The organism is Psychrobacter proteolyticus (genome assembly GCF_038155145.1).
Taxonomy (GTDB): Bacteria; Pseudomonadota; Gammaproteobacteria; order Pseudomonadales; family Moraxellaceae; genus Psychrobacter; species Psychrobacter proteolyticus_B.
In genome coordinates this window covers 74079-86677 of record NZ_JBAKAY010000006.1, presented here as the reverse complement: position 1 = coordinate 86677, position 12599 = coordinate 74079, and the positions used below count along the sequence as shown (strand labels likewise).

11 protein-coding genes are annotated in these 12599 nt (G+C 41.0%); 9 read left to right on the top strand and 2 right to left on the bottom strand.

Annotation, left to right across the window (positions count from 1 at the left end):
• Nucleotides 1-50: 50 nt before the first annotated feature.
• The gene (locus V6252_RS08990) at nucleotides 51-359 is read right to left on the bottom strand and encodes a glutaredoxin family protein (RefSeq protein ID WP_341610146.1); all 309 of its coding nucleotides are present in this window, start codon (nucleotides 357-359) and stop codon (nucleotides 51-53) included.
• Between the two features lie 297 nt (nucleotides 360-656).
• On the opposite strand from V6252_RS08990, the gene mtgA reads away from it, so the two are divergent.
• The 6 genes from mtgA to V6252_RS08960 all read left to right on the top strand — a co-directional run bounded on the left by mtgA (nucleotide 657) and on the right by V6252_RS08960 (nucleotide 5204).
• Nucleotides 657-1346, top strand: a complete 690-nt coding sequence (mtgA, locus tag V6252_RS08985) for a monofunctional biosynthetic peptidoglycan transglycosylase (protein WP_201548202.1) — start codon at nucleotides 657-659, stop codon at nucleotides 1344-1346.
• Between the two features lie 149 nt (nucleotides 1347-1495).
• Nucleotides 1496-3730: a polyphosphate kinase 1 gene (gene ppk1 / locus V6252_RS08980; RefSeq protein ID WP_425355874.1), complete on the top strand. Its 2235-nt coding sequence runs from the start codon at nucleotides 1496-1498 to the stop codon at nucleotides 3728-3730.
• Nucleotides 3731-4045: 315 nt separating this feature from the next.
• Entirely contained in the window at nucleotides 4046-4216 is a 171-nt protein-coding gene (locus V6252_RS08975; protein ID WP_341610145.1) for a hypothetical protein, read from the top strand.
• 63 nt (nucleotides 4217-4279) lie between these two features.
• Nucleotides 4280-4537 carry a hypothetical protein gene (locus V6252_RS08970; RefSeq protein ID WP_341610144.1) on the top strand — a complete coding sequence of 86 codons (258 nt, stop codon included), beginning with the start codon at nucleotides 4280-4282 and terminating at the stop codon, nucleotides 4535-4537.
• 67 nt (nucleotides 4538-4604) lie between these two features.
• Nucleotides 4605-4931 (top strand): hypothetical protein, encoded by a 327-nt coding sequence (locus tag V6252_RS08965; protein WP_341610143.1) that lies wholly within the window; start codon nucleotides 4605-4607, stop codon nucleotides 4929-4931.
• Nucleotides 4932-5003: 72 nt separating this feature from the next.
• Complete coding sequence (locus tag V6252_RS08960) at nucleotides 5004-5204, top strand: hypothetical protein (RefSeq protein WP_201568855.1); 201 nt, start codon at nucleotides 5004-5006, stop codon at nucleotides 5202-5204.
• Nucleotides 5205-5381: 177 nt separating this feature from the next.
• On the opposite strand, the gene V6252_RS08955 is transcribed toward V6252_RS08960, so the two are convergent.
• Complete coding sequence (locus V6252_RS08955; RefSeq protein ID WP_341610142.1) at nucleotides 5382-6179, bottom strand: tRNA-(ms[2]io[6]A)-hydroxylase; 798 nt, start codon at nucleotides 6177-6179, stop codon at nucleotides 5382-5384.
• Nucleotides 6180-6730: 551 nt separating this feature from the next.
• On the opposite strand from V6252_RS08955, the gene V6252_RS08950 reads away from it, so the two are divergent.
• The 3 genes from V6252_RS08950 (at nucleotide 6731) to V6252_RS08940 (ending at nucleotide 12419) form a co-directional block, all read left to right on the top strand.
• Nucleotides 6731-8929, top strand: a complete 2199-nt coding sequence (locus V6252_RS08950; protein WP_341610141.1) for a malate synthase G — start codon at nucleotides 6731-6733, stop codon at nucleotides 8927-8929.
• Nucleotides 8930-9539: 610 nt separating this feature from the next.
• Nucleotides 9540-10589 carry a porin gene (locus tag V6252_RS08945; protein WP_057761186.1) on the top strand — a complete coding sequence of 350 codons (1050 nt, stop codon included), beginning with the start codon at nucleotides 9540-9542 and terminating at the stop codon, nucleotides 10587-10589.
• Between the two features lie 195 nt (nucleotides 10590-10784).
• Nucleotides 10785-12419, top strand: a complete 1635-nt coding sequence (locus V6252_RS08940) for a CTP synthase (protein WP_341610140.1) — start codon at nucleotides 10785-10787, stop codon at nucleotides 12417-12419.
• Nucleotides 12420-12599: the final 180 nt, after the last annotated feature.

Genomic DNA, 12599 nt, shown 5'->3' with positions numbered 1-12599 from the left:
TCACCACTTTATCATCGTAATAGGACGTCTTTGTTATAGGTCTAATGCTATTAAGCGAGCAGCTGCTGCAAATCCATCACTGAAAACGGATAGTTTAATCGTTTGGATGGTGTCAAAATCACAGGAATAGCTGTGGCAAATTCCATCATCAGCGCCTCACCAAAGTCTGCAATATCGACATGTTGGTAACTAATCGGTTGTACCGCCTGAAACTGAGTGATTATTTGCTCAGCAATATCACATAAATGGCAGCCCGAGGTGCCCAGTAGCCACCATTGATTGTTATTTTCAGTGCTGTTTAGGCTTGGGTTTGCTGCAATAACACGCGCTCGTAATACTTCTATATTATCATCGTGCATGGGTAGTCTCTTATCTTCATACTGATTGCAAAGCGCTGATGCTCAGCACGCGCTTATTTAAAACATAAAATACTTTAACGGTCATTACATCATAAAGAAGTGGGGTAAATAATGACAGCGATTGTGAGATTAGGTAAGATGACCTGCTATTGATCGTTATTAATGACTAATGCTCAACAGTTAATGATTGGCTATAAATAGCCCGTTTACAATCATTGATTCTTAGTTGATGTCTCATAGTCATTAATAGAGTATCTATCTTATCTTATTACTTTTTTAACCACTCGGATATCGCGCATGGCAAGTTTTGGCACATTTATCAAACGTCTGTTATTGGCAATTATGCTATTGGTTGTCGCATTCCATATATTGGTCGTCGGGCTACTATTAATTTGGAAAACACAGCCAATTAACAACAGTATGTTTATGTTGACGCATCGCCTAACGGGCGGCACAGTCACTCAGACATGGGCTGAATATGATGCGATTGCCAAATCTGCCAAGCAAGCGGCGATTGTGAGTGAAGACTCGACGTTTAGTCAGCACAGTGGTTTTGACTTTAAAGGTATCAAAGCGGCGCAAAAGAAAAATGAAGAGACAGGTAAGATGTCTGCCGGTGGCTCAACGATTACTCAGCAATTGGCAAAGAACTTGTTCCTCACCTCGCATCGCTCTTATGTGCGTAAAGCTGAAGAGGCTGTCATCACTGTGATGATTGAGACGCTATGGGACAAGCAGCGCATTATGACCGCTTACCTAAATGTGGCGGAGTTTGGGAATGGTATCTATGGTATCGATGCAGCAGCGCATCATTATTTCGATAAGTCTGCGGCTAATCTAAACCGAGATGAGTCAGCACTTCTGATTGCGATGCTTACCAATCCAAAGTACTACGAAGACAATCAAGGTGATAAGCGTTTACGTAACAAGCAACGAATTATCAAAAAACGTATGAAAAATGCTGTATTACCGCAAGCGTCTTCATAAATATAAGGCACTAGGGCTGGGCTAGATTATAGGATTGGATGTTGTAAGCTAGGCTATTTCGAATAAGACTAGGACATGCCCTAGAAAAGACAGAACGATAAAAGATGATGGCGTATCGATAACGCAAAAGGAGTAGTGACGTGGTAGAGATGACTAGTAATCAGGGCAGTGGTGATGTTAACGATATGATTGACGTTGATAATGTTGAAGACGGCGCTAACGACAATATTGATAAAGACATTAGTGTAGATAATAGCCCAAATAATTTAGCAGAAGTCGAATGGCAACGCTCAGCAGATGGCAGCTATTCACCGAGCAGTTATATCAATCGTGATTTGTCTTTATTACAGTTTCATCTGCGAGTATTAGCGCAGGCATCTAGTTCACGTCACCCACTGCTTGAACGCTTATTTTTCTTGATTATTTTTTCATCCAATCTTGATGAATTTTTTGAGATTCGGGTCGCTGGTATCATGCAAAAGCTCAATATCGGTGATGTATCGACCAGTGCTCATGGCATGCGCCCTAGCGAAGTGCTAAACGAGATATCTATTATCACTCATGCCGCAATCAGTGAGCAGTATCGTATTCTCAATGAGGATATCCTGCCAGCACTTGCGCTCGAAGATATTCGTTACTTGAAACGTGATGAGCTAAACGCTGAGCAGTCTGCATGGATGAAGCGTTATTTTACGGAGCAAGTCGTACCCGTATTGACGCCGATTAGCATTGATCCGGCGCATCCATTTCCGCGTCTGGTAAATAAAAGCTTAAACTTTATCGCTACATTAGAAGGCAAAGACGCCTTTGGACGTGATATCAACTTGGCGATTGTGCCTGCGCCGCGCAGTCTACCGCGTGTGATTCGTCTGCCAGATGAGCTAACTGGTGGTAAAGAGCATCATGTGATGCTATCCGCTATTATTCATGAGCATATCGGTGAGCTATTCCCTGGGATGAGTGTGACAGGCTGTCATCAATTTAGGCTGACACGTAATGCCGATTTAGACTTGGCTGATGATGTTGAAGACATTGCCAAAGCACTAGAAGGCGAGCTTGAAAACCGTCGCTTTGGTGATAAGGTGCGCCTTGAGGTCACAACCGATTGCCCAACACATATCAGTGAGTATCTGCTTAATGAGTTTGAGTTGCATGACAATCAGCTATACCGTGTCAATGGCCCAGTCAATCTAACGCGCTTGCTATTTGACTTTAATATTCCTGCGCTACGCTACCAGCCATTTACTCATGTCGTGCCAAAGGCATTTCGCCGAGAAATGGATAAGTCAGATAAATCGACCAGTATGTTTGCTGCCATGCGTAAAAGCGATGTGTTGGTTCATCATCCTTTTCATGCGTTCTCACCGATTATTAATTTACTTTGGCAAGCAGCAAGCGATCCCAAAGTATTGGCGATTAAACAAACGCTATATCGCTCAGGTACCAATTCAGAAATTGTCAAAGCACTTGCGGCCGCTGCTCGTAATGGCAAAGAAGTCACGGCTGTTATCGAGCTGCGTGCGCGTTTTGATGAAGCGTCTAATATCGCAGTTGCCAACTATCTACAAGAAGCAGGCGCGGTCGTGGTCTACGGTATCGTCGGTTATAAAACTCATGCCAAGCTTATGTTAATCGTACGCCGCGAGGAAGACCGAATCCGTCGTTATGTTCATTTAGGCACTGGTAACTATCATGCGGCCAATGCCAAGGTCTATACGGACTATGGCTTATTCAGCGCTGATCCTGATATCTCAGAAGACGTTCACAAGATATTCCAAGAGCTAACCGGCATGGGTAAGCCTGCCAACCTCAAAAAACTGCTACATGCACCCTTTACTTTGCATGAAAAATTGATGAGCTTTATCGATGATGAAATCGCTCATGCCAAAGCGGGCAAACGTTCTCATATTATTATCAAAGCCAATGCGCTAACTGAGCGACGCCTCATTGATAAGTTATATGATGCCTCGCAGGCAGGTGTTAAAATTGAGCTTATCTTGCGGTCTATGTGTTGTCTACGTCCACAAGTAAAAGGACTCTCCGAAAACATTACTGTGCGCTCTGTTATCGGTCGGTTTTTAGAGCATACACGCGTTTATTATTTCTATAATGACGGCGATGAGCGCTTATACTGCGGTAGTGCAGACTGGATGGATCGTAACCTGTTCCATCGCGTAGAAGTGGCGTTCCCAATTGAGAACAAAAAACTGTTTAAGCAGATTTATCAAGATGGCTTAATTAACTACTTACAGGATAATACGCAAGCGTGGACACTTGATGGCACTGGCGTTTGGCAGCAGCTACAGCCAGCAGCAGGCGAGGAGCCACATGTCGCACAAGAGCATTTATTAAAAACGATTAATCGTGTCGAAGAGTCTAGCTAATTTGTAAAAGTACCTTTAGGCGATAATCAGCTATTCGATTATCTATCTGACCAAGCACTGGTAAATACTAGTGCTTGGTTTTTTTTGCTCACCAATTGCAAAAGTTACAAACTGACTTGCAACCTCACAATTATTCACATATTGATACGGCAGTACACTGGTGCATTACCCAAGGTCATACCTATAATTAATATCAATTCTGACGCTACTTGATAAGTATTGGTTATTCATTTGGGCGTTGGTGCAATCTCGAAACATATATCTATTTAATGTTTTAAAACCGTGTAATCAAATCACAATAATAGGAAGTAAGCCATGAGTACTACTAATGATGACAATTCAGATATCAAGCAAGCTGCAGAGCAGGTAAATACTCAGGAAGTCGAAAAAAAATTAGCAGAAAATAAAAAAGTCGATGCCCCTGAATCATTAAGCGAAGAAGAGCAAACACCTTTTATCGATGATGATCTACGTACTGATAAGTAATATACGACATCAAACACCGACCTAATATACGATAACAACAAATAATAAAGCGAGGGATATGCCATGACTATGCAAGAACCATTAGCAACAGATCCAGAAGAAAAAGTAATCGTGGATGACCCTGCTGCTAATCAATTAGAAAACCCTAAAAATAGCTATGCAGGGCGCAAGCACAAGCCTGAAATTGATGGCCCTGAGCAAGACTCACAAGAGACTGACGAAGTTTATGCTGATCCACGTAAAGAAGAGAATCTTCCAGCTGGTGGCAAGAATGCAGCAGAACTAAGTGCCTACGACTTAAGCCAAAAAGGTAATGAGTAAAGGACTATAGATAACAGCGGGCTAACTAAATCTACAAAATTATAAATATAAAAAAGAGGATATGATAATGCAAGCCAAAGACTCAGCAATAGACAAGAAAGAAGTACTAGGATCTGATGATCATAGTGCAATTGAAAGAAATACTACTGAGAACAAAGGGACTGATACTTTTGATGAATCTGTGGTCGACTCAGAACACGTAAATGATAATGACAACCCAGCACGCCAACCAGATCGCCGTGATCAAGAGGGCAGTACCGCATTTGACGATAATATTAATGAAGATACTGTCGGTAGTGCAGCACCAAAGAGTGAGGGTATTAATGATTTAAATCGTTATGCCAACATTGATAACGCACAAACCCGTATTTTAAATCCTGATGAAAAAGATTAGATAGGTTTAAATTTCGACAGATCTATAGTGTTTCTTGGGTTAGACGAGTAATTATCATAGTAGGGAGTATTAATGAATAACTCACATAACGAAAGCGTCAATAACGATCATAGCTTAAAAGATGCAGATGACAATAATGGTATTGTCCCTGATGATGCATTACAAAAAGCAAATCCAGCCGCAGCAGAAAAGGCTACGGAAGATCATGATCCGCATAATGTTGCCAAGAGCAACAAACAGTATGATAGTCCATTGATGGAAGATAAAAAGTAAGAATTCACTATATTAATAGCTATTAGTATTTGTACATAAATAGGCATTTGTATATAGATAAAAAGGCACTGTATTTGGTAAGAGTATATAACTCGTATCAAATACAGTGCCTTTTTTGCTTACTACATTTTTACTTTCTACATTATATAGGTAATAGGCTTAGGTAAGGCATGGGCTTTAAGCAGGTGTACCACTATGAAAGCGTAGCTCAGTATCTGGGTTACTTATTAATTCAGCCTCTACTTCCTTAAAAAAAGCGACTCGCTCATCGATATTCTCGTCCGATAATGATTGAGCGAGTGCAAGATAGTCTTCAAAATGACGACTCTCTGACTTGAGTAGATAACGATAATACTTCGCTAGGCGTTCATCATCGATGACCTCGGCCAACGCTGCAAAACGCTCACAAGAGCGCGCCTCAATAAATGCCCCAATTATCAATACATCGACCATCGCTGCTGGCTCGTAAGTGCGTTTGTGCTTCAACATACCTTTAGCATAGCGTCCAGCACTCAGATATTTCCACTCTTGACCGCGCTCATTCATGATGCCCAGTACTTGCTCGTAGTGCAGCATCTCTTCACGTATCAGCTGTGCGAGTTTACGTTGCAAGTCATAAGAGAACTCATAACGAAATATCAAATTCATCGCAGTACCAGCGGCCTTTTTTTCGCAGTTGGCATGGTCTTGAATGATCATAGGTAGGTTGTCAATCGCGGAATTTACCCAAGCTTGCGTAGTTCGAGCACCCAAGAAGTTATAAACAGGAGATAAGTCTACGTTTATGGGAGTGCGCAGATGCGTAATATCGACACTGTCTTCTTCAGGCAGTTTTTCTTCGATTAGATCTGATTCAGCACTACTATTTACAGTTTGAGAGATATTTTCTTCGACAGATTTTTTTTCGATACTCTCGTTATCTATAGCATTTACTGTTGATGGTAATGTCGTGAGGTCTTGTTGATTGATAGTCATAGTCTAAGAAAGCTTTATTTATGAATGGTAATACGAGTAATTATATCGTTAGTCTGACCTAGATACGATGCTAAATAACTGACAGTCATCAATAGGTGTTTATTAATAGATAACGGTTAAGCATAATTAAAGGTATCAATGATTACTTACTGTTTATATTAACATTGCTGCATCTATTTCCCAGATGATGATTATAGCCTCTAGAGTAGGCTACTTATAGACTATCATTATTAAACAGCCTAAGTATTTACTTAGTGAATGGTGTTTCCTTGTTAATTTTATTATTTGATAGTAGGATGAGATTTTGCTATTTAAGCATTTCGTCTTACTTTTATGATTCGCTCTTAGTAAAGAGTAAGTCTAATATTAATAGGTTACCTTTTACTAGAACATAAACTTTGTAGATATATCTTCTCAGAAAAATTAGAGAATCAAAGATTCCACAATGAATGAGATATGAACGTTTAAAACCTCACAAGATTAAAAAATCTTAAACAGTTACTGTCACAACTCAGTATTAGTACCCCTCACGAACAGATAAGGATAACAATATGAGCCAGTCTTCTAACACCAATCGTATTCAAAAAGGCAGTCTTGCCATCGATCAGCAGTTATATGACTTTATTGAAAACGAAGTATTACCGAAAGTCGGTGTGGATTCAGACGATTATTGGTCAGGTTTCGAAAAGGTTATTAAAGAGTTTACCCCGCGCAATAAAGCGCTATTAGAAACTCGTGACAAGATTCAAGCACAGATTGACCAGTGGCACCTAGATAATCCTGCAAAAGATGGCGAAATAGACTATCCAGCTTATAAGACATTCCTACAAGAAATTGGTTATTTGCTACCTGAAGGCGAAGCATTTACGGTTGATACCAAAAACGTCGATGATGAAATTGCGCACATTGCAGGGCCGCAGCTAGTCGTACCAGTTCGTAATGCTCGTTATGCGCTTAATGCGACCAACGCACGTTGGGGTAGCTTATACGATGCTTTGTATGGCACCGATGTTATCAGTAGTGAAAATGGTCAAGAAGCGGGTGGTAGCTATAATCCTACTCGCGGTGCTGCTGTTGTGGCTTACGCTAAAGCATTTTTAGATGAGCATTTCACACTAGCATCAGGCTCTTACAATGATGTGACTGGCTTTAAAGTAGTCGATGGCAAGCTTGAGGTCGTACAAGGTGATAGCAGTACCGAGCTAAAAGATACGGCTAAGTTTGTCGGTTTTGTCGGTGACGCTGAAGCTCCTACAGGTGTACTATTAAAGAACAACGGCTTGCATGCTGAGATTCAAATCGACAGTAGTCATCCAGTGGGTAAAGATGATCCAGCAAACATCAAGGACGTACTCCTTGAGTCAGCCATGACAGCCATTCAGGATTGTGAAGATTCAGTCGCTGCTGTAGATGCAGAAGAAAAAGTTGAAGTTTATCGTAATTGGCTTGGCTTAATGAATAGCGACCTACAAGAAACCTTTGAAAAAGGTGGCAAAACGCGTACACGTAAGCAAAACCCAGATCGTGAATATAACACACCAGATGGTGGCAAGCTGATCTTACCAGGTCGTTCGCTATTGTTGATTCGTAACGTCGGTCACTTAATGCAGAACCCTGCAATCTTAGTCGATTTGGGCGAGGGCCAAGAGCAAATATTTGAAGGCTTAATGGATGGCCTAATCACGCCACTATTATCACTTAATGATATCAAAGGCAAAAACGAGCTATCAAACTCACGTCAAGGCTCAATGTATATCGTGAAGCCAAAAATGCATGGTCCTGAAGAAGTTAAAATGGCCAATGACTTATTTAATGCGTCAGAAGACCTATTAGGTCTAGAGCGCAATACGCTTAAAATCGGCATCATGGATGAAGAGCGCCGTATGACGGTAAACTTAAAAGAAGCAATCCGCCAAGCCAAAGAGCGTGTTATCTTTATTAACACAGGTTTCTTAGACCGTACTGGTGATGAGATGCATACCAGCATGAATGCAGGTCCATTTGTACCAAAAGGCGAGATGAAATCGCAAGCATGGCAGCCTGCTTACGAGCAGTGGAACGTCGATATCGGTCTAGAGACAGGCTTACAAGGTCGCGCGCAAATCGGTAAGGGCATGTGGGCTAAGCCTGATGAAATGAAAGAGATGATGGATACTAAGGCTGCTCATCCTAAGTCTGGTGCTAGCACTGCGTGGGTACCATCACCAACGGGCGCTACCTTGCATAGCATACACTATCATCAAGTGAGCGTAGCTGATGTACAGGACACGCTAAAGTCACGCGAGCGCGCTAGCTTGGACGACATCTTGACCATCCCATTAGCAAAAAATACCGACTGGACTGACGAAGAAAAGCAGCAAGAGCTTGAAAACAATGCTCAAGGTATTTTGGGTTATGTCGTACGCTGGGTAAATCAAGGCGTTGGTTGCTCCAAGGTGCCTGATATCAATGATGTCGGTCTCATGGAAGATCGTGCTACTTTACGTATCTCAAGCCAACATATTGCTAACTGGTTGCATCATGGCGTGGTTAGTGAGCAGCAAGTGATGGATACGATGAAACGCATGGCCAAGGTCGTCGATGAGCAAAATGCAGGCGATGATGACTATCAATCAATGGCAGATAACTTCGATAGCTCTTATGCATTCAAAGCCGCCTGTGATTTAGTCTTTAAAGGACGTGAGCAGCCTAGTGGTTATACTGAGCCATTGTTGCATCAAGCACGTTTGGATCTTAAAGCCAACGCTTAGAACAATAGACTAAATATGACAGGTATTTGAGCATACTTGATGAGCAAGTATGCCAGTCAGTCTTGCTCGTTTGTAACTGATAAATTTGCTCAAATAGATTATTAACTTCTTAATTAGCGCTATTTATTTTCTAGTAAATAGCGCTTTATTTTGGACTATTATTCGATGTTTATTATAAAAATTTAAGAATATTAGTAATCATATTAACCAATATTATTCGTATCTAATTGAGTAAGTGGAAGTTTTTTAACAATCGTTCAAATAAAGTAAAGTATCTGTTATTTGATAATAGATGTATCGAAAAGGCAAAAAAATATGTTGCAAATTATGTCAAAGTTGTTATGCTTGTACTCGAAGTATGAGTTTGGTAACGGATGTTACGCAATGGAAGGATAAAAACTAAAGATTACATGGCAGTTACTTTTTTAATCCCAGTTATGTAAATCATGGTTTTTTTCATCTTACTGTAATAGAACTTCGCCACACTTGTTTCTGACTAATCTCGGTAGCCAGTTACACATTATATCTTTGAGGATTTGTGACGATACCATTATGGGCGCCAGCTAATAATAGCTTGCTCATTACTACAATTGTAAAGTGGAGATACCCCATGAAAAAACTACTTTTAGCTACAGCAATCGCAGCCCTATCTGTATCTGCAGCCAATGCAGCACCAACCGTTTATGGTAAAGCATTTGTCGGTATGGACTACGTTAATTTAGATGATGAGACTCGTACTGATGACGATATGGACGCCGTCCAAATCAACTCATATTCTTCACGTCTTGGTTTCAAAGGTTCTGAAGCAATTACTGCTAATACTGATGTAATCTATCAGTACGAAGTGGGTATCAATATTGATGGTAATGCAGGTGATGATAACAATATTGCATTCAAAAGCCGTGATACTTTCTTAGGCTTGAATAATGATAACTATGGTGAAATCCGCGTTGGCCGTAATACATCAGTTGTTGATTACGTAAATAACGTTGTGACTTCTGGTAGTGGTTTTTGGGATAACCTAGGCTCAAATCAGCTTGAAGAAAATGAAAACGGCTATAATATGACTGATAGCGGTCGTATTAACAATTCAGTTATCTGGAAAGCTCCTAAATATAATAACCTACCATTAGATGTTGCACTTATGTATAGCGCTGATGAGTCTTTTGTCTCTGATAGTGGTGATCGTAATAATGGCTTTGCTGCTGCAGCAATGTATGATGCCGGTACTGGTGTTACATTTGGTGTTGCTTATGATAAAGATGTTAACCTTTCTGGCGATTTAATTCGTGGTACGGCTACTGTTGATCTAGGCAAGTATATGGCAGCTCCTGTAGTACTTGGCGCTCTATATCAAGTAGCTGATTTTGATAGTGATGCAGCTAACAGAGGCGATGATAAAGAAAAAGGTCTAGTTGTTAGTGCTAAGATGGGCCTAAATAACTTCGCTAAGCCAGCTGCTGTTTATATTCAATACAATAACACTGACAACTTGCTTGGCTTTGATGAAGCTGATTCTGATCAAATCGTAGTTGGTGGTGAATATGCTTATAAGCCTAATATGATTGCTCATGCTTATGTTGGTCAAAACTCAGCTGACCTTGGTGGTGCTGACTACGATCTACTCGCTATCGGTGGCGGTTTAGAATACAAATTCTAAATTAGATTGTCTTATAAGTTATTTATAAAGACTCATCCTTCGGGGTGAGTTTTTTGTTGCGTAGCGTTTTAATAATAGAAAAATGTTTGCTACCAACACGAAAATATAAGAGTTTCAGACAGTTTGCATTTTTGCCCTATATTTTGTGGCGTATTTTTAGTAAAATCCTTCTTTACCAATTACCGACAGAGTACTATGACCAAGTTTATATTCGTGACCGGTGGGGTAGTGTCCTCACTAGGAAAAGGTATCACCGCAGCTTCTCTTGCAGCGGTCTTAGAAGCACGTGGCGTGACTGTCACGATGACCAAAATGGATCCGTATATTAACGTTGATCCAGGTACAATGAGCCCGTTTCAGCATGGTGAAGTATTCGTTACTGAAGATGGCGCAGAGACCGATTTGGATTTGGGTTATTACGAGCGCTTCTTGCGTCACTCAAAAATGAGTAAGAGTAATAACTTTACCAGTGGCCGTATTTATCAGAACGTGTTGAATAAAGAACGCCGTGGTGAATATCTAGGCGGTACTGTACAGGTTATTCCACATATTACTGATGAAATCAAAAACAAAATCCTTGCCAGTGGCGAAGGGTATGATATCGCTATTATCGAAATTGGCGGTACCGTTGGTGATATCGAATCACTTCCGTTTATGGAAGCCGTACGTCAGATGCAAGTAGAGCTTGGCCGTAATAGAGCCATGCTAATGCATCTTACTTTAGTACCGTATATTGCTAGTGCTGGTGAGACCAAAACCAAGCCGACACAGCATTCAGTGAAAGAGCTACGCTCTATTGGCCTACAGCCTGATATCCTAATCTGCCGCTCTGACCATCATATCTCACAAGACAACCGTCGCAAGATTGCGCTATTTACCAACGTTGAAGAGCGTGCGGTCATCATGTGTGAAGATGCACAGAGTATCTATCAGATACCGCGCACATTACACGAGCAAGATCTTGATGATTTAATCTGTGAGCGTTTCGGTCTTGATGTGCCTGAAGCTGATTTGAGCGATTGGGACAAAGTAGTTGAAGCACAGTTGAATCCAGAAGGAACAGTGACTGTTGCGATGGTCGGCAAATATGTCGAGCTTCCAGATGCTTATAAGTCTATCAACGAAGCATTGCTACATGCAGGTATCACGCATAAAGTAGACGTGAAGATTGACTATATCGATGCTGAACGTCTAGAAGGTGATGATACTTTGCTTGCGCAGCTAAACGATGCTGATGCTATCTTAGTGCCAGGCGGTTTCGGTGAGCGCGGTACGATGGGCAAGATAAAAGCCATCACTTATGCTCGTGAAAACAACGTTCCATACTTAGGTATTTGCCTTGGTATGCAGTTGGCAGTAATCGAGTATGCACGTAACGTACTTAACATTAACGCCAACTCTTCTGAGTTTGATCGTAAAACAGCTGAGCCTATCATTGGTCTGATCACTGAGTGGTTAGATGAGCGCGGCGAGCTACAGATTCGTAGCGACGATTCAGACCTTGGTGGCACGATGCGTCTAGGCGCACAGCAAGCAGAGCTAGTTTCTGGTAGTAAGCTAAGCCAAATTTATGGTGCAAGCAATATCACTGAGCGTCATCGCCATCGCTATGAGATGAACAATCGTTATATTGAGCCGCTAGAGCAAGCAGGTATGACCATCTCTGGTTATTCTGCCAAGCAGCATTTGGTAGAGTCAGTTGAGATTTCTGAGCATCCATGGTTTGTTGCTGTACAGTTCCATCCAGAGTTCACTAGCTCACCACGTGGTGGTCATCCATTGTTTAATAGTTTTGTAAAAGCTGCTAAGAACCACAGCGAAGTAAAATAGCTCTCAAAATGTAATGTATATTGAAAGCATTTATTATAAAAAAGACTGATCTTCGGATTGGTCTTTTTTTTGCTTACTCTAAACTGCTAGTAGTTATTAGCCAAAATCATTTTTACTAATGACGTCTAATTACGCTTGCATACTTTTTTTAATCAGCCTATCGGTTACAATATGGGATAG